We start from the raw sequence: 18,423 nt of genomic DNA on the forward strand, positions 1-18,423 counted from the left end.
AATTCTATAGCACTTCCTTATACACTCCAATTAAATTCATGGCAACACGATTCCAACCAAAATCCTTTTCAACTTTCAAACGCCCATACTTCCCCATTTGAACTCTCTTAGATTCATTATTTAATAGATTAATAATTTTCTCTGCATATGCATCAGGATTCTCGAAATCATCGACAATATAGCCATTTTTCCCTTCTTCAATTACTTCAGGGTTACCACCTCGATTACTAGTGATAATTGGTAATCCCGCCGCCATTGCTTCATAATGTACCCTCGCAAGAGGTTCTTGCCACTGAGAAGAACAAACGAAAAGATCTGACACAGCGTACAGTGTTGGAATATCTTTAGGCTTAACAAATTTAATAAAGATTACATTATTTTGAAACATTGCTCCCAATGTATATAAATGTTTTACATAGTTGTTTACATTGTTATCACCAAACCATTTTGAGCCTATAAAAACCATTACAATATCCGGGTTTTTTTCAATGATTTTAGGTAGAGCTTGTAGCAAAATATGAGGTCCCTTTACTTTACTCAGACGGCCAACAAACAAAATCACCTTTTTATTTTGCAAATTCAACTCTTTCTTTACATAATGTTTAACTTCTTTTCCATTGGTAGTCCAAGCAGGATAATATTCATTTAAATCTACACCTGAATACACTGTTTTTGTCTTAGACTTTGCTATCTGAAAACGAGAGGTAATCGTTTCTCCTATATAATCACTAACTGTAATAATTTTTGAAACAGCTTTAATACATGCCTCTCCTTCTTGATCACTCATCTTTTCATACGCAAACATTTCATTATGCACACTTAATACAAATTTTGTCTTTGTTGCCACTTCACTTAAAGACGTAATCCAATTAGGACGATTACATAAATGAACCACATCATATTGTTCATTTCTCAAATGTTCCAGAATATCATGGAGATACCCCTCTTCTGCAAAGCGTATATATCTTACACCACCCTTTTTTTCTTCCGGTTTTAAATTTGGATCTGTTATGGAAATAACTGTTACATCATTTCCTTTAGAGGCAATAATGGAGGCGACGGAATCTATATAAATTTGAATAGCCCCCCCTCTTACGGCAGGTACAGGTAGCTTTTCAGTAGAAATTATTGCAATTTTCATTTTTTACCCTCCCTATTTCATAAAAATACAATTCTTTTCAATATATGTTACGGAATAAGCTTTATCATTGTGAATTATTCATTGTTTTTTCTATTCTTTACAATCAAAATTAGGCAAAATATCACTTTTTTATTTTAAAGGCGAATGTCTCGAACAAAATTGGTCATGCACCATAAAGTAATAAGAGAATACAAAAGGATGGTGACATATTTGGAAATTCAAAATGAGGAAGCGGCATATATACTATCACCTGAAGAAGAGAAAAAATTAATATCATTAGCGGAAAGCATGATTAAACATTGGGATATTCATACAACTACAATCGAGCTTATACAAGGTGGTCAACTTGCTCTAGTGTGGAAAATTCATACCTCAGATGGACCATTTTGTTTAAAAAGAATTCATCGCCCTGAAAAGAAAGCTTTATTTTCAATTCACGCTCAAGATTATCTTTCTAAAAAAGGCATGCGTGTTCCAAATATAATTCCTAATAATAAGAACCAACTCTATACAAAACACGGTCCATTTTTATTTGTTTTATACGAGTGGATTGAAGGTAGACCTTTTGAACTGACTATGCAAGAAGATCTTGAAATGATTATGAAGGGATTAGCAGATTTCCACTTAGCTTCTATTGGTTATAAACCACCACCAGGTATACCTATCTTTACAAAATTAGGTCGTTGGCCTAATCATTATATTAAAAGATTTCAACAAATGGAGGTTTGGAAAAACCTATCTGCAACCTTGATTGATGACCCTTTTTCACAACTATACTTAGCTGAAATCGATCCTTTTATTACAGAAGCAAAACTTACGTATCAACGTTTATTAGAGTCTGAATATCGAAAGTGGACAGAAGAATTACATGTATCCCCAAATTTATGCCACCAGGATTATGGTACAGGAAATTCTTTACTAGATACGAATAATCAAATTTGGGTAATTGATTTAGATACCGTTTCATTCGATCTACCGATTCGGGATTTACGTAAAATGATTATTCCTTTATTAGATACAACAGGTACATGGAACGAAGACCAATTTAACATTATGATTAATGCATATGAATCTGTTTCTCCTTTGACATCTGAACAAAAAAAAATCATGTTTATTGATATGCTATTTCCCTACGAGTTATATGATGTAATCCGTGAAAAATACGTCAGAAAATCCCCACTACTTGCTGATGAACTCGCTGGAGCTATGGAGTATGAAAGAATAAAATCAAATGCCTTAAATATATTAATAGATAAATTTTAAGTCACTTAATTGTACGGTATGATTTATTTGTAAACTACACCTGCAGTTCAAATATATCTTCGAATTTAAATCAGTAGATTGCTTCAATTACAGAAAAAAAGATTTTACATTTCATATGCCTAAATTGAAGACATACGATATTAGAAGTGATGTTCCAATTGAGTTTAATTCAAAATCGCCTTAATCATAATAAGATATCTTTCCTATATAAATAAAAAAGCATGACATAAAATTGTCATGCTTTTTATTTTCATCCAATAGCTTTTTCAGATTTAACTTGTTATTGGACTCTTTTCCCAGTAAAAGACTGCTTTACTTGCAACTAGAAAAATAAATCCTCCACTTCATAAATGACTGAACAAAAGCTGTAAAATCTAATATATCTATCTCTTTATAAAAGTTAAACTGTATTGTCTCTATTGTAATACAAATCAAATCATCCGATTTTCCTTTAAGATTTTGTGTAATTTTCAAATGAATTTAATCGGTGAATCTCAACTTCTTAAAGAATGTAGCGATAACGCTTTTTACAGTTTCAAAATTATTAGCAAATGTATTATCTCCACTTAATGATGTGATAACGGTTAATCCTGCTGCTTTAATAAAATGTTTTACATCTAAGAGCATAGAAATAGCCTCCATGAATTTAGTTACGCTCATTATAACAGAAGTATTGCGACTGAAACATGGAAGGAATAAACAATTGTCCTCCTTAAGAATTTATTTTCTACTCTCAACTTGTTTTAGCGCATTATAAACTGATACGATTTCTTATTGTATAAAGTGAAACTTTAATCAGTGTAGTAGTGTCCATCCCCACTGATTATTAGTTCACACCAATCGGGCTTTTGCGGGCAGTTAGTCTCCCGCCAATCTTCTTTGCTTTACAACTAAACTTTAAGGTGAGAGTCTTACTACTTGTTAATGCGCGATAAATAAAAAAGCTGCCCTATTGTAGGACAGCTTCAAATATGTATGCATGTTACACTTCGATTGACTTACCATCTTCAACAATATGATAAAGTAAGTGCGCTAAATGATGAATCGGACCATACTCTTCCTCTTCCTCATCTGTTTCACCATGGAATTCAAGATCGTTTAAGTATAGTGCTAAAAATTGATAGTATAGTTTTAAATCAAATCCGTAACAAGCACTTGGCTCTTCATGATCTCCTTCATATTGTAACATTAAGTATTGATCATTTCCTTCTGCATCTTCTGCGTCAAAGAATACAAAGAAACCAACGTTTGTATCTAAATCAAATAGATGACGAGTACCTTTTTCTGTCGCTTTATTGAAGTCCTCTTCACTTAGTTTATGTACTGTTGTCGCTTTTGCATTATCTTCTTGGTGGAAATTTACTGTAAATGATTTCAATGCTGACACCTCCTGATTATATAATAGTAGCATAACATATAAAAAGGACTGCTTACAAATGTAAACAGTCCTGCTATATTCATTTTCGTATTGCTCGTAATAAAAAGCTCACAATAAAAATTAAAATAATCGCACCAATTAAAGCTGGAATAATGGCAAATCCACCAATAATAGGACCGAAACTGCCAAGTAATTTCGTACCAAGCCAAGAACCGATAATACCAGCAATAATATTACCAATTACACCGCCAGGTACGTCCTTTCCAGTAATTAAACTTGCAAGCCATCCCAATATCCCACCAACAATTAAAGACCAAATCATATCATAACCTCCTTTATATTTAACCAATCAAAATATAATCAGAAACAATTGCTTACCATTAGTTATGTGACATTTTTCATAAGTTATTCATGCAGCTCAACTATAAGATTTTTTGAGAACAATACACACCGATTGACCAATTTTTTTGGACTAACGATTTATACAGCTTGATATTACACATATTAAGGACAATCAGGCTTCAATATCGTCCGCATAAACGCTTCTTTAAAAGCTGGATAGTTAAAACCAACAGCAATTCTTTGGATTGGCCGATCATCAAACCTTGTTAGTTCAGCTATTTTTCTAAAGTCTCCTACGCTTTGACCCCTTGTCACATCATTTATCAGTGAGATAAACGGCAGAAAATCGTGTATAGGACTTCCGGCAATACCCGGGTATTCTTTTTTATAAAAGTTCTCATAATAAAAATCAATCATTGGTTTAATGAGTTTCGCCTGTCCGGTTCCTTGTTTATCAATAATATTGACCATTTCAGGCGTAATAAGAGCACCCTGTGTTACATTTAACGGATATATGCTAGCGTTTTTCACATATTTCATAACAACATTTGCTGCAATTGGATCACCATAAAAATTCGCTTCAGATACTAGTGTAACATTACCTGGAAATAGGAAAGCGCCTCCCATTATATAATAGGAACAAATACGATCCATTACATTTGGATACAATAAAAATAACGTTGAAAGTGTTGTTAGTCTTCCTGTCGTCACAATAACTATATTTTCTGGACAAGGCTCGATTAATTGAATTAATTCACAAAAATTTTCCCATTTACAAATCCTCATCTCAGGTGGAATAATGGGACCTAAACCGTGATTCCCATGAATTTCAGGGAAAAATAAAAGTTCTTCAGCTGTCATGGTCCTCCTAGCGACTTCAATGATTTTCACATGTGTAGCATAGTACCTTTCTAAAAAATATACATTTTCCGTAACGATTTCCTGCGATACATTCCCGTACTCTGCGACAATATCTTAAATATCTAATTTACATGTTTTATTCGGCTACGGCGTCATCAATACCAAAGTCTCCAAAAAAGATGATTTTCTTATTAACTATCGTCACCCCTCCTCAGCATAATCTACTATTAATATTATGTGAAAAAGACAAGGCGGTGAAACGATGCAAACTAAAAAAGCCGCCTATTTATTGGCGACTTCAATCTTTTTATAAGATAAATATGCTAATACATTTTTACTTGAATCATATTTCGGATTGTTTCCTTTTCTCGGGTCTCTCATATGTGTTTTTTCAAAACCAGGAATGTCCGGCATTTGTTTCATAAATTCAAGCATTTCTTCCTCAGTTCCTTCAATACGTACACGAATCATTATAACTATTCCTCAATTCTCAATTTCTCTGTACTAAGTATATCGTACTTCGGAAAGACTGCAACATATTTATCTTTTTAACGTTGTACTTTTTTTACATGTAAACATAGTCATTTCAGTATAGAACGACTTTACTTTATTATTTTCAAACTGAATATTAAAATATTCCTTCATTTCGTTTGATGTTTTCATCATACATTCTGTTAATTTTTCACGCTTTTGTATAGGAACATCCATCATATCGCACCACCAGTCAAAATCAAATTTCTTATCAAAAGTAAAACATGACTGCATTTGCAAACCGTTCTTTTCTAATAAAGTAATCCATTCTGTTTTTTTCAAAGCTCTTTCATGACTCGGATCTCGCTTTTTTTCTATAAAATTATAAAATGTATCATATTCATTATTTTCTGGCGAAACATTATCTATTAAAATAAATAATCCATTATCTTCCAACGTGCGATTTACTTCATAAATAAATTGTATAGGATTCGTAAAATGATGTGCTGCAATCCGGCATATAATCGTATCAAATACTTTATCAGCAAATGGTAAATTTTCAGCGTTTCCAGCGACAAAAGATACATTTTCATGTCCGTTACTTATAATAAATTTCTTAGCATTCTCTAACATTTTCTCTGTTAAGTCTAATGCAACTACTTCTTTAAACAATGGCGCCAATAAATTTGCAACATGTCCGCCACCGGTAGCAATGTCAAGAAGACGATTATTATGACGAGACTCCACTTGTTGAACTACATATTGTAAATCCAGTCCTTTAGCATGCATTTTACTTTTTACATATTTTTCTGCATTACTACCAAATTGATGCTTTACAAGCTCTTCTTTACTCATGTTATCATCTTCTTTCTATTATTATTTACATATACAAGTCATTTAATTAATTAGTTCTCTTTACATATTTTCAATTCCTCTTTTAGAAGTATTACATATTATTCTTCGTAACAGAAAAATAAAGAAGACTGCGAGAATGAATCCCACAGTCTTTCAAAGTATTTTAAAATTAGCTTTTTAATTTAAATCTTTTCATAAGGTTTCTTTTTCCCCTTCTTCATTTCTAGAAACCAAGCTACCAATAGCATCCGCCGTTACTTCAACTACAAATTCACAAATCCCTGCTACAACTTCTCCAAGTACTTCATCCATCTTTCTCCCCCCTTATTTTATGGAACCTATTTGTAGTATAGAAGACATTGGTTAATGTACACTATCGGAAAAGGTGACATAAACCTTACAGATTTGTAAGCTCTTTCATACCTTTCACTTATCCCCTTTGAAACTCCAAGTATTTTTAACAGACATATAGGTCATCATAATATGAGGGAAGAAATAATCTTGTTAGAGGAGGCGTTTAAAATATACTACGTAAAGTTAATTAAAGGTCAATCATTCTATGCTTTTGATCGTCGTTTTTTAGTATCTCAAGAGGAAGAAGTTTCGGAAAAAACGTATAATTACTTACGCCGAAATGAATTTTTCGAAGTACGTAAAGAAGAATATTCTGCCTAATGTAAAACAAGCATCAAGAAAAACCTCACTTAATTGTGATACATTCTTGATGCTTTTATATGATCTCCCTCTTTCCAATAATTGTTCTCAATTTGCTTAAAATATTCCAATATTTGTCCAAGCTAATTCGTCGTTACCTTCATATTTTAGTATATGAGGAGGTGACGAACATGACTCATATCATTGATTACCAAGCTACTCAACCTATAAGTAAAACGAATGAAACAACTTTTGCAATTCCAGCTTCTCCAGATAAAGCAATTTTAGCAAAGATTAAATTAAAAATTTCAAGAAGAGATTCACGTAATAATCGAGTAGAATTAATTGCTACAGTTGGGGTTGAAGGTATAACTGGGATTTCACAAGTTTTATTCCGAATTTTCCGTGATAACATTGAAATTTTCAATGCACAAGTAGGTATTGAATCTACAGATTCTGAACAATTCTACGCTCAAACATTTCAAGCTATAGATCAAAATGTTAGCTGTGGAACACACGAGTATTCATTAACTGTAGAAAACCTTACTAGTGGTGCAAGTGCAAATGTTGTTGGTCCACTATCTTTTAGCGGCTTAGCTATTGGACAAGAGCGCAAATGTTGCTAAGTGACCCGATTGTGTGATTTTGTATTTGGATAAAGCAAGACGTAGTATATACGTACTTGCTTTTTTATTTTCTCTATGTTTTTCTTTACCTTCACTTATGATTGAATCATAAATTTTTCACATTTTTAATTGCTCATTTCACCCTTAAATTAATCAGTTTTTTTACAAATCAAAAAGATTGAAATCCACTAATGAAACACGTAATATAGACTCTGACTCTAAAAAAGTTCGTAAAAAATAATACATAAATAAGGAGGTTTTATATACGAGTTTTTCATTTTAAAAGACGGAGAGGTTTTATATTATGTGGCGTAATAAAAATGTTTGGATCGTTCTAATTGGAGAGTTTATTGCTGGTCTAGGGTTATGGCTTGGTATTCTTGGCAACCTTGAATTTATGCAAAAATATGTCCCTTCTGATTTCATGAAATCAGTTATATTATTTATCGGACTATTAGCAGGTGTTCTAGTTGGTCCTATGGCTGGTCGTGTTATCGATCAGTATGAAAAGAAAAAAGTTCTACTTTATGCTGGGTTTGGCCGGGTTTTAAGTGTTATTTTTATGTTTTTCGCTATTCAATATGAAAGTATCGCCTTTATGATTGCATTTATGGTTGCACTGCAAATTTCAGCAGCATTTTATTTCCCTGCATTACAATCTGTAATTCCACTCATCGTACGTGAGCATGAGTTATTACAGATGAACGGTGTACATATGAACGTTGGTACAATCGCTCGTATTGCAGGTACTTCACTAGGTGGAATTCTTTTAGTTGTGATGAGTTTACAATATATGTATGCCTTCTCGATGGCAGCCTACGCTTTATTATTCCTCTCAACTTTCTTCCTACAATTCGAAGATAAAAAATCAACAACACCTAGTAAACAAGCTGCAAAAGATAATAGCTTTATGGAAGTATTTCGTATTTTAAAAGGAATTCCTATTGCTTTTACAGCACTTATATTAAGTATCATCCCTCTATTATTTATAGCTGGATTTAATTTAATGGTTATTAATATTAGTGAAATGCAACATGATCCAACGATTAAAGGATTCATATATACAATTGAAGGTGTCGCATTTATGGTAGGTGCCTTCGTTATTAAACGTTTATCTGATCATTTCAAACCTGAAAAATTGCTATATTTCTTCGCAGTTTGTACCGCTTTTGCACACCTTTCATTGTTCTTTAGCGATATAAAATGGATGGCTCTTGTATCATTTGGTTTGTTTGGCTTTAGTGTCGGCTGTTTCTTCCCTATTATGTCGACAATTTTCCAAACGAAAGTGGAAAAAAGCTATCACGGCCGTCTCTTCTCATTCCGTAATATGTTTGAGAGAGTTATGTTCCAAATTGTCTTACTCGGAACTGGCTTCTTCTTAGATACGATTGGACTGCAATATATGGTTCTCATCTTCGGAGTCGTTTCATTGTTAATTATCTCCATTTCCTTTTCTAAGCAGAAACAATATGAAAAACAACCTTCGCAATCTGCGAATTTATAACTTAAACATTATTGGGCATGGATTCAGTTTTATACTGGGCCATGCTTTTTTGTTTTATAGAAAAACTATTTATTACGTTAATCGAAAATATTTAAAGGAGTACCCCTTTTTACTTTCGAATACAGTATATAAATAATATATAAAGGAGTTGCGAAAATGTCTGATGGTATGCAGGTGTTTATTGTCCTTCTTTTTGTAATTGCTATGTTTAGCATCATAAACTTTTTAGCTATTTCCCTTTCTCAACATAGCTTTAAAAGAAGAATTGTGGCAGGTTTCATATTTTTACTGTTAACTCCCATTGTCTTTTTGATTACCGTATCGTTCGCTTCTATATTCGGTAACGCTGTGTTTGGCACAGGTACGTTAGCCTTTATTATTGCAAGTATATATATTTTAAATGGAATAGTCATCCTGATTTCCTCTTCATTTATCCTCAACAAGGCATAGCCAAAAATATACTGCTAGGTATGAATACTAGTATTACGCTAGATTCATGCCTTTTATTTTTTGCTATGTTTTTCCCAATTTTCATGCGAAATTAAGTAATTCTTTATAAAAATTTAAACTTTATTTATTACAATATCCCTATCGTATTCGCACGTTTATTAACAATAATAAGAAAGGAGCACGAAATGAAAAAATATCTACTTATATTTCCTATACTAGTCGTTCTACTTAGTGGATGCAGTAACAATGATATATATGGTTCATGGGAAGTCGTTGACAATAAAAATGGTGAATGTCCTGTATATTATAAATTTGAAACAGTTGTCAAAAAGGAAAATAAAGAGGAAATTGTTCAAAATTTAGTAGAAATGCAAACAACAAATAAAAAAGAAGATTTATATAAAGGTTCATTTGTCAAAAATTCTAATGTATATCACATTGATTATGGTAACTCATTTACATCAGATCAAACTTTAAAAATTGTCGATGGTAAATTAAATGTATACTTTTTGACAGCTGAAAAATTATGTACATATAAAAATAAATGATTAAATTTCAGATAAGACGCAGAAAATATTTTCTGCGTTATTTCACTTTAGAAATCTTCCTCAAATATATGTTTTCCTTTTAAATCTTTTAATTTAAATGTAGTATTATATAATAACCCAAATTATTTCACTGTGAGGTGCTTTTTTTTGAGAAACTTAAGTTCTTTAATTATATCAACAGTTTGTTCCGTCATCCTAATCCTATGGAATGCACTTTCATTTTACGAAAAATTCACGACAGGAAATTCATACTATTGGATTAGCGGAATATTAGGCTTTGTTTTCGTATTCTTTTTCATTCAAAATATGCGAGATATACTTAACAAGAACTATAAAACATCCTGACCCGTATAGAAAGGTATAATAGACATTTCAGTTAACCGGTCTATCCTATTTACACCGCCCCCTTTCAAAACAGACTAATCTGACCTCTAAATTTGTCAATCGTTTTAATTTTCATAAAAAAATGATAAAATGTAAACATGTGTTTTCAGAATTATTAAAAACGAAGAAAGAAAGCACTGTTTTTAGGAGGGGTTTTGATGACTTACACGTTAGCAACTAGAATGAAAGCATTTCAATCTTCTATCTTTAGTGAATTAGGGGCCTATAAAAAAGAAAAAATTGCAGCAGGTCATAAAATGATTGATTTAAGTATCGGGAATCCTGATATGCCTCCTGCTGATTTCGTAAGAGAAGCAATGGTACATACAGCAAGTGAAAAAGAAAGCTACGGATACACATTAACAGGTATTCAAGAATTTCACGAAGCTGTAACTGAATATTACAATCATACTCATAACGTTATATTAAATGCCGAAAAAGAAATTTTATTATTAATGGGTTCACAAGATGGTCTCGTTCATTTACCTATGGTTTATGCAAATCCGGGAGATATTATATTAGTTCCTGATCCAGGATATACAGCTTATGAAACAGGTATTCAAATGGCGGGTGCAACATCTTACTACATGCCATTAAAGAAAGAAAATGATTTCTTACCTAACTTACAAGCTATCCCTGAGGTAATCGCCGATAAAGCGAAGATGATGATTTTGAACTTCCCAGGGAATCCAGTTCCAGCAATGGCTCATGAAGATTTCTTTAAAGAGGTAATCGCATTCGCGAAAAAACATAATATTATCGTTGTCCATGATTTTGCTTATGCTGAATTTTATTTTGATGGACAAAAACCAATTAGCTTCTTATCTGTGCCTGGTGCAAAAGCAGTTGGTGTAGAAATTAACTCTTTATCAAAAAGTTATAGTTTAGCTGGTAGCCGTATTGGTTATATGATTGGTAACGAAGAAATTGTCGGCGCGCTTACGCAATTTAAATCTAATACAGATTACGGAGTATTTTTACCAATTCAAAAAGCAGCATCTGCCGCACTAAGAAATGGCGCTGATTTTTGTGAGAAAAACCGCGGAATTTATCAAGAACGTAGAGATACTTTAGTCGATGGATTCAGAACATTCGGTTGGAATGTCGATAAACCAGCTGGCAGTATGTTCGTCTGGGCTGAAATACCGAAAGGATGGACTTCTTTAGAATTCGCTTACGCATTAATGGACCGTGCAAATGTCGTTGTTACACCAGGTCATGCATTCGGGCCTCACGGAGAAGGCTTTGTACGTATTGCACTTGTTCAAGATAAAGCGGTATTACAGCAAGTCGTTGAAAACATTAGAAATAGCGGTATTTTCGCTCTTGAAAAAGTAGATGAATTAGTTAAAAATTAGATACTACTCCCCTGCTTAACTTTAGCAGGGGTATTATTCATTGGAGGTACTTTTATATGCATATTAAAGACACTCTTCCCCATCGTTATCCTTTTTTAATGATTGATAAAGTAACAAATGTGAAAAAAGATAAATCCGTTACGGGATACAAACTCATTTCAAATAACGAATGGTTTATAAATGCTAATCAAAAACATATGCCTCATATGTTAATTGTAGAAGCACTTGCTCAGCTTAGTGCATTTGTAAATACCTCTGAAGGACTAGGATTTCTCTCCTCATTAGATGGAGTTGAGTTCCATGAAAAAGCATATCCTGGTGATAAACTTGATTTACATTATGAGCTAACACGCAACCGTCGGGGGTTTATTCTCGGTAAAGGTACTGCAACCGTTAACGATCAGCCAATTGTAACTATAGAAAAGCTATTAATATATCAAGCAAATTAAGTGACCTTTTAATCAGTCGGGGTGTCTATTCCCCCTCAATCGGTCTAATCGGAATTAACAGGATAAACATACTACGTAGTTAGGGGTAGGAAAATGGAAAGTATTGTCGGTATCGATGCTGGAGGAACATTAACGAAAATTGCTTATTTAAACGAAAAAAAGAAATTAGCTTTTGAAAAATTTTATTCACATGAACAAGATAAAGTTATAGATTGGCTTAAGAACAACAATAGAATGAAACAAATATGTATTACAGGTGGTAAAGCGAAACTATTACAACAACTACTTTCAGACTCAGACAAAATAGTAGAGCTAAACGAATTTGAAGCTACTCTTGCAGGTGTACGATACATATTAAAAGAAGAAAAACATTCTATAAACAACTTTATTTTAACAAATATCGGTACAGGTACTTCCATCCATTACATTTATAATGACCAATATATTCGCGCTGGTGGAACTGGAGTTGGTGGTGGGACTATTATGGGACTTTCAAAACTATTAACAAATATCGATCATTTTGAAGATGTAATCCCTTTAACAAAAGTAGGTTCTAGAAAAGATTTAGATATTACAGTTGGAGATATTTATGGTGGGATTCTCTCCCCTATTGATAATAGCTTAACAGCAAGCAACTTTGGTAAAGCAGCTATTATAGACTCAGATATTGCTAACTCAGATATAATCGCAACCGTTCAAGGGCTTGTCGGCGAAGTCGTTACTGCATTAAGCCTCCAATTCGCCGAAGCGAAAAACATTGATCATATTATCTATATTGGTTCAACCCTATGTAATAACGTACACCTTCAAAATATTATTAGCAGTTATACAGAATATCAAAATAAAACACCAATCTTTATACAAGACGGTGGGAATAGCGGTGCGATTGGTGCCTTACTTCATATTACGAATTAAAAAAGCTGACTTTTGTCAGCTTTTTGGCAATGGCACTTCAAATTCAATAATCGATTCCCCGTTCTCTCCAATTCGCTCCACACTAATTCTATCAATCACACAATTTAACTTCTCATGAAAACTAGGAATATCCTTAACTACTTTAGCTACTAACTCGGCACTTTCTTTTCTCCCGGCTGTTACATGCGGTATGTATGGAATATCCCTTTCCAAAAATTGAAATAAAGGTCCTGTATACAGGATATCATGTAGTTCCTTTATTTGTTCTTTTCCCTTTTCAACTCGTAAAAACAAATATTCTCCTTCACTCGTTATTTGATTCGCAAATTCAATTTCTATCTTCTGTATCCCTTTTGACACATTCAAAATATGTAATTTCAGCTTATCATTTGAAATGGGACTTTCAAATGGGAATACAATTGTTATATGCGGTGGGATTAATCCAAATAAAGGATCATGTTTTTTTCTAATAGCCTCTATTACATTGATTGACATGTTATTTAGAAAAAGTAAAATTGTACGCATTTTTATATCTTCCACTTCTCCTCAATTTTTTTATATTTATCATATTGCATGGTAGCTTGCATTTCAACAAATTATTTCGTTTACATATAAAAGTAAAAAACTTCTCAAATGAGAAGTTTTCATATAGCATGCTTATTATTTTCCCGCCAAACTTTCCTGAACTTAATATAACAAGCAATTCTCCACGGGATAATATACGATACTGCAACGACGTAAAATAATAAACCAATCGTTTGTTGATCTAAGTTAACAATATATTGCCTTGAACCGTATCTTAAAACAACAAGTGCAATAAAAGTAATTAAAAAAGCTGCACTTTTTTTCGTATAAATATTCCCATCATCTCTTCGCTCATAATTTGTTAGAATTATAAGTGGTACGGCGAAAAGAATCCCAATGAATGCGGCTATAAATACTTGTAATATAGCTGGATGTACGGGTCCAAAAAACCATATTATCCCTGGTGTTAAAAATAGTAATGGCCACAAAATACGTTTTCCCGTTCCCTTTATTGGCTTATACATAGAGCGGTAACGGCGCCAAAATATTAGTAGTGCAATACATAAAAAGACTGCGATTAGTGAAGATGTGTCTCCCATTTGATTTGCCTTCTCTCCCAAAATATTTGTCTAATAATGCTTTAAATCGTTTGCTCAAATGATACTTTTCGAATAAATATACCGCTAGTCACGATATAGACGATAGTTAATACAATTGAAATGACAGTAAAGTATGGGATATCTATTAAAGATAGATTAGATGTAGAATTTAAATCCTGTATTCCTACTTCTGCATAAAGCACACTATTCAATGATATAAAAAGTGTTCCGCCTATCATAAGACCAATCCACTTAAAACGTTTCTTAATCACTACTGCTACTTGAAAGAAAGTTGCTATTGTAACATACAATAATAGTTGTACAATAAACTGTTTAACTGAGTGTTCTCCTAAACTAGTATTTGCTGTATACAATGTATTTTGTAAAAGAATTACTTGAAGGAATGAGAAAACCGCAGCTTGTAATATAATATAGCAAACTGCTCCAATGAAAAACTGTAATCTCGTTACTCCAAATGAAACTGCTAAACGAAACACATCATCCTGTATAATAAAAGTACTTACTACTATAAACAATATAATTACAATGGAAGGATTATTTAATATATGTTGTAAAAATCCCTCTCTTATTTCTTTTAAATCCATGGCACTTGTGATTCCTTTTATAAGCAATGCTGTAATCCAAAAGATTAAAATTGCTTTATAATGAAAATTTATATGTAACTTCAACTGCTTCATTAACATCGTCATTTCACTTCACCACCAGTCATGTGAATAAATAGTTTTTGTAATGTAATTCTTTCAACTGCTATTCCTTCTTTTTCGAGAGAGTAATAATCGTCATTAGAAAGCTCTTCCCATATAACAGTAATCCCCTTATTTCCATAAACTTCTCGGTTTATAACTTTTTTATTGATTGAGAACTCATCCACTTTATCTTTTTGCCCTGATATATTATGACCTTGTTGTAATAAATCTTCCACTGATGATTGAACAACTAGTCTTCCTTCTTTTATGATGATTACATCTTCAATAACATGGGTTACTTCTTCTACTAAATGTGTTGATAATATAATTGTTCTTGGATACTCTCCGTAATCTTCTAATAGTAAACTATAAAATAATTCACGATGTGCTGCATCTAAACCTGTAGTTGGTTCATCAAAAATTGTAATTGGCGCCCTACTTGCAAGTCCTTGAATAATTCCTACAATTGTTTGCATACCATGTGATAGTTTATGGTATTTTTCTGTCATATTTAGCTGAAATTTACCCGCAAGTTCTTCAGCATACTTTCCATCCCAATTTTTATAAAACATGCTACACATCTTAAAGATTTCTTTTACTTTATAACTTAAATGAGCTTCTTCTTTCACTCTAACAAAACAAATATTTTGCATCGCATTACTATTTTCAAAAACATTTTCACCAAATACAGATACACTTCCACTACTCGAAATAATCTGACCTGCAAGTAAGTTTAATAAAGTCGTTTTCCCTGCTCCGTTTCTTCCAAGCAAACCATATATTTTATGCTCTTCCAATGAAATGGTTACTTCATTTACAGCTACTTTCTTTTTATATTTTTTCGTTAAATCTTTCGTTTCAAGTGCAATCATCCCTCTTTCCCCTCCTTCGTAATTTTTTGGATCATTTCCATCAACTCATCTTTTGATATTTCTAGTACTTTTGCTTCTTCCCACACTTTAGGTAAATATTCGGTCATAAAAGTATTTTGTCTTTTTTTTAGTACGACTTCTTTCGCTCCCTTTGTAACAAACATCCCGATCCCTCTCTTTTTATATAAAATCCCCTCATCCACTAATACATTTACCCCTTTAGCTGCAGTAGCTGGGTTAATTTGTAACATTTTCGCAAATTGATTTGTCGATGGCACTTGTTCTTCTTCAAGTAATATGTCTTTTAAAATATCAGATTCAATGGTTTCTGCAATTTGTATGTATATTAACTTATTTTGCTCTAGAGTAGGTTTCACAATTTCACCACCTTAGGTTCATAGGTTCATTACTTATGTAATTAACCATATCACATCGAGTTATTTTTTTCCATAAATTTCTTTAACAAAAAAAGAATCATTCGCTATAGAATGACTCTCTTTCAAAAGCTCGTAGTTTCAACTATTGTTCTCAAATTCTTTTCATTTATACCATTTTGACAAAAGTTAAACTGTTTTCCCTTTATAGATTTTGTACGATCTACTACTTGCCCTAAATGATAACTTGTATGCTCCACTAAGTGTAATAAGCTTTGAAGATCAATATGTCTATTTTCTTTCCGTGCTTGTATATATGCTTTTCGCCATTCATCAAATACTTCTTCAACGGTTTTTAGCAAAGTTTCAAAACTTAATCGTTTTACCGGAAAGTACTCCTCAATTCCCTTTTCAAAAGTTATATTTGGATTCTTATAACGATCGGTATTTCTCTGTACATGTTCACACATATGCAGTACAATTCCACCAATTGAGTTAACAGAAGCCCCTTCTTTCCACAATTCTTCTTCATTAACGTTCCTAATTGTGTGTACTAACTTAGGTAAATAGTGATCATACATTCTATGATAAGAAATTTTGTATACTATCTCCATTTTTCATCCACCTATCAATTTATATTCTCGTATAGGATGTTCATTAAAAAACTGCTTTCGGAAATCTTTATTATTAACAAGCGTTTTTATTTTTTCTAAATTAGCATAAAAGAAGTTCATTACGTTACCCTTATTCCATGTATGATCCCCCTTTGGAAAATCATCAAATTCTTTATAAAGCACTGATAATAATTCGTCTCTTTTTAGTGAGAATTCCTTATTTTCCAGCTGAAATCCATACTCTTTTGCATTTGGTACTAAAATTGCAAGATAAATAGCATTAAAGAGAAAATTTTTCTTCATCGTATCTTTCTCATCAAACCAATACGTCTCAATCATGTCTTCTGTAAGATTTCCATTCTCCTTTGCACCATATTTCACTTTTATATTTTCATTTTCTAAACTTAAACTTTGAAATGTTTCACCACCAGGCAAGTTTGTAACAATCGCAACCACATCAGAATTACTTCCAACGTATGTACCAGTATATTTCTTAAAATCAGCAGGTCCAATATCAGATATTTCTTTTATTCTTTCTCCGTTAAAACAAGCAGTAATAAATAATAAAATTGTTAGCATAACGATTACATTATGATGCATATATTTCATTTAGCAGCCCCCATTTTTATCGATATTTCGTTAATTACAATATTTACTTTCAAATCCCTTTTAAATATACGCATTTTAATCAAAATTAAAAATTTTCATTTTTTGTGTTTACAATTATCCATTAATTGTATATACTTACTAACGTAAGAAAAATATTCTAAAAGGAGGTCGAATGAAATGATGAAATTACAATTACATGCATTAACTTTAGCGTTAACTGCACCTGTGTTTTTCGGACAATTAAATATAAATTCGACCACCCTAATGGAGAATTGAAAATCGCACATTAATTCTTTTATTTCATAAATTCGCCACAGGAGGTCGCATGCTTTCCTGTGGCTTTTTCACGCCCAGCCATAGGAGAACTGTATCTTCCTGTGGCTTTTTTGTGCGATTTTTTAGTCTCTTACATCATTTTTCAAAGAAAGGAGCAACATTCAATGACTATTCGCGTATTGTTTTTAAGTATTACGATTCAAAGAAATAGACGTTCAAGAACTGAAATGCTTCATAATGAGCAAATAGCAAAAGCTATGGATGATGTTAAGGAGCGCCAAGTGCTTTATTGTGATCACCTGTAATTCCTTTTCGAAAGGAGGAATTCATTTATGACTTTTCATATTTTCTTTTTTACAGTGGCACTTCAGAAAAAAGTATTATCGAATGAAGAAGCCTTTCACAAAAAACAATTCAAACAAACTATGGATAAAGTTACGGATATTAAAAGTTCATACTATACTCAAATGTATTAAAAATATATTTTAAAGGGGCAATATCTTCATGAAATTTAAAGCATTTTTTTTAACGATTACCATTCAAAAACGTAAGCTTTCACAGAAAGAAATTTTACACGAACAACACATTCAAACTATTATGGACGAAGTAAAAGAGCGTCAATCCTCTTATTACAATCGTCTTTTC

At 32.3% G+C, this 18,423-nt stretch carries 25 protein-coding genes and 1 pseudogene; 12 read left to right on the forward strand and 14 right to left on the reverse strand.

The window, feature by feature from the left end:
* Positions 1-4: 4 nt before the first annotated feature.
* Positions 5-1,141 carry a glycosyltransferase family 4 protein gene (locus ACQKNR_RS08105; protein ID WP_427316808.1) on the reverse strand — a complete coding sequence of 379 codons (1,137 nt, stop codon included), beginning with the start codon at positions 1,139-1,141 and terminating at the stop codon, positions 5-7.
* A gap of 198 nt (positions 1,142-1,339) precedes the next feature.
* Here ACQKNR_RS08105 and ACQKNR_RS08110 point away from each other — a divergent pair, with 198 nt between their 5' ends.
* A complete protein-coding gene (locus ACQKNR_RS08110) occupies positions 1,340-2,404 on the forward strand; it encodes a CotS family spore coat protein (protein ID WP_427316810.1) in 1,065 nt (354 codons plus the stop codon).
* Positions 2,405-2,884: 480 nt separating this feature from the next.
* Here the strand turns inward: ACQKNR_RS08110 and ACQKNR_RS08115 are convergent, their stop codons facing one another.
* From ACQKNR_RS08115 to ACQKNR_RS08140, 6 genes and pseudogenes are all read right to left on the reverse strand, one after another.
* Positions 2,885-3,031, reverse strand: coding sequence for a chorismate mutase (locus ACQKNR_RS08115; protein ID WP_427316812.1), 147 nt, complete (start codon positions 3,029-3,031; stop codon positions 2,885-2,887).
* Between the two features lie 355 nt (positions 3,032-3,386).
* Entirely contained in the window at positions 3,387-3,782 is a 396-nt protein-coding gene (locus tag ACQKNR_RS08120) for a cytosolic protein (protein WP_427316813.1), read from the reverse strand.
* A 79-nt stretch (positions 3,783-3,861) separates the two neighbouring features.
* Positions 3,862-4,104, reverse strand: coding sequence for a GlsB/YeaQ/YmgE family stress response membrane protein (locus ACQKNR_RS08125; protein ID WP_427316815.1), 243 nt, complete (start codon positions 4,102-4,104; stop codon positions 3,862-3,864).
* Positions 4,105-4,286: 182 nt separating this feature from the next.
* A pseudogene (locus ACQKNR_RS08130) lies at positions 4,287-5,190 on the reverse strand (nucleoside hydrolase).
* Between the two features lie 77 nt (positions 5,191-5,267).
* Complete coding sequence (locus tag ACQKNR_RS08135; protein ID WP_427316817.1) at positions 5,268-5,456, reverse strand: YvzF family protein; 189 nt, start codon at positions 5,454-5,456, stop codon at positions 5,268-5,270.
* A gap of 69 nt (positions 5,457-5,525) precedes the next feature.
* Positions 5,526-6,311, reverse strand: coding sequence for a class I SAM-dependent methyltransferase (locus tag ACQKNR_RS08140; protein WP_427316818.1), 786 nt, complete (start codon positions 6,309-6,311; stop codon positions 5,526-5,528).
* Positions 6,312-6,833: 522 nt separating this feature from the next.
* On the opposite strand from ACQKNR_RS08140, the gene ACQKNR_RS08145 reads away from it, so the two are divergent.
* From ACQKNR_RS08145 to coaW, 8 genes are all read left to right on the forward strand, one after another.
* A complete protein-coding gene (locus ACQKNR_RS08145; protein WP_427317024.1) occupies positions 6,834-6,986 on the forward strand; it encodes a YqbF domain-containing protein in 153 nt (50 codons plus the stop codon).
* Between the two features lie 170 nt (positions 6,987-7,156).
* Positions 7,157-7,591: an exosporium protein ExsC gene (gene exsC, locus ACQKNR_RS08150; RefSeq protein ID WP_427316820.1), complete on the forward strand. Its 435-nt coding sequence runs from the start codon at positions 7,157-7,159 to the stop codon at positions 7,589-7,591.
* A 304-nt stretch (positions 7,592-7,895) separates the two neighbouring features.
* Positions 7,896-9,098, forward strand: a complete 1,203-nt coding sequence (locus ACQKNR_RS08155; RefSeq protein WP_427316822.1) for an MFS transporter — start codon at positions 7,896-7,898, stop codon at positions 9,096-9,098.
* A gap of 156 nt (positions 9,099-9,254) precedes the next feature.
* The gene (locus ACQKNR_RS08160; protein ID WP_427316824.1) at positions 9,255-9,548 is read left to right on the forward strand and encodes a hypothetical protein; all 294 of its coding nucleotides are present in this window, start codon (positions 9,255-9,257) and stop codon (positions 9,546-9,548) included.
* A 185-nt stretch (positions 9,549-9,733) separates the two neighbouring features.
* A complete protein-coding gene (locus tag ACQKNR_RS08165; protein WP_427316826.1) occupies positions 9,734-10,096 on the forward strand; it encodes a hypothetical protein in 363 nt (120 codons plus the stop codon).
* Positions 10,097-10,638: 542 nt separating this feature from the next.
* The gene (locus ACQKNR_RS08170; protein WP_427316828.1) at positions 10,639-11,838 is read left to right on the forward strand and encodes an LL-diaminopimelate aminotransferase; all 1,200 of its coding nucleotides are present in this window, start codon (positions 10,639-10,641) and stop codon (positions 11,836-11,838) included.
* A gap of 56 nt (positions 11,839-11,894) precedes the next feature.
* A complete protein-coding gene (locus tag ACQKNR_RS08175; protein ID WP_427316829.1) occupies positions 11,895-12,287 on the forward strand; it encodes a 3-hydroxyacyl-ACP dehydratase FabZ family protein in 393 nt (130 codons plus the stop codon).
* Positions 12,288-12,380: 93 nt separating this feature from the next.
* Entirely contained in the window at positions 12,381-13,202 is an 822-nt protein-coding gene (coaW, locus tag ACQKNR_RS08180) for a type II pantothenate kinase (protein WP_427316831.1), read from the forward strand.
* A gap of 15 nt (positions 13,203-13,217) precedes the next feature.
* On the opposite strand, the gene ACQKNR_RS08185 is transcribed toward coaW, so the two are convergent.
* From ACQKNR_RS08185 to ACQKNR_RS08215, 7 genes are all read right to left on the reverse strand, one after another.
* A complete protein-coding gene (locus ACQKNR_RS08185; protein WP_427316833.1) occupies positions 13,218-13,727 on the reverse strand; it encodes a 2'-5' RNA ligase family protein in 510 nt (169 codons plus the stop codon).
* Positions 13,728-13,846: 119 nt separating this feature from the next.
* Positions 13,847-14,326 (reverse strand): CcdC family protein, encoded by a 480-nt coding sequence (locus tag ACQKNR_RS08190; RefSeq protein ID WP_427316835.1) that lies wholly within the window; start codon positions 14,324-14,326, stop codon positions 13,847-13,849.
* Between the two features lie 41 nt (positions 14,327-14,367).
* Complete coding sequence (locus ACQKNR_RS08195) at positions 14,368-15,036, reverse strand: DUF4052 family protein (protein WP_427316836.1); 669 nt, start codon at positions 15,034-15,036, stop codon at positions 14,368-14,370.
* On the reverse strand, positions 15,033-15,905 hold the full coding sequence (locus ACQKNR_RS08200; protein ID WP_427316837.1) for an ATP-binding cassette domain-containing protein: 873 nt from the start codon (positions 15,903-15,905) through the stop codon (positions 15,033-15,035). The genes ACQKNR_RS08195 and ACQKNR_RS08200 overlap by 4 nt, the downstream gene beginning before the upstream one ends.
* Positions 15,902-16,282 (reverse strand): GntR family transcriptional regulator, encoded by a 381-nt coding sequence (locus ACQKNR_RS08205; protein WP_427316839.1) that lies wholly within the window; start codon positions 16,280-16,282, stop codon positions 15,902-15,904. The genes ACQKNR_RS08200 and ACQKNR_RS08205 overlap by 4 nt, the downstream gene beginning before the upstream one ends.
* A 122-nt stretch (positions 16,283-16,404) precedes the next feature.
* Positions 16,405-16,893: a DinB family protein gene (locus ACQKNR_RS08210; protein ID WP_427316841.1), complete on the reverse strand. Its 489-nt coding sequence runs from the start codon at positions 16,891-16,893 to the stop codon at positions 16,405-16,407.
* 3 nt (positions 16,894-16,896) lie between these two features.
* Positions 16,897-17,502, reverse strand: coding sequence for a DUF4825 domain-containing protein (locus tag ACQKNR_RS08215; RefSeq protein ID WP_427316843.1), 606 nt, complete (start codon positions 17,500-17,502; stop codon positions 16,897-16,899).
* A 440-nt stretch (positions 17,503-17,942) separates the two neighbouring features.
* On the opposite strand from ACQKNR_RS08215, the gene ACQKNR_RS08220 reads away from it, so the two are divergent.
* The 3 genes from ACQKNR_RS08220 to ACQKNR_RS08230 all read left to right on the forward strand — a co-directional run.
* Entirely contained in the window at positions 17,943-18,083 is a 141-nt protein-coding gene (locus tag ACQKNR_RS08220) for a YrzI family small protein (RefSeq protein WP_427316844.1), read from the forward strand.
* A gap of 27 nt (positions 18,084-18,110) precedes the next feature.
* On the forward strand, positions 18,111-18,254 hold the full coding sequence (locus ACQKNR_RS08225; RefSeq protein WP_427316846.1) for a YrzI family small protein: 144 nt from the start codon (positions 18,111-18,113) through the stop codon (positions 18,252-18,254).
* Between the two features lie 28 nt (positions 18,255-18,282).
* Positions 18,283-18,423: YrzI family small protein (locus tag ACQKNR_RS08230; protein ID WP_427317026.1), on the forward strand; the 141-nt coding region annotated here is incomplete at its 3' end.

It is taken from the genome of Bacillus sp. NPDC094077, from assembly GCF_050279465.1.
In the GTDB taxonomy this organism is placed as follows: domain Bacteria; phylum Bacillota; class Bacilli; order Bacillales; family Bacillaceae_G; genus Bacillus_A.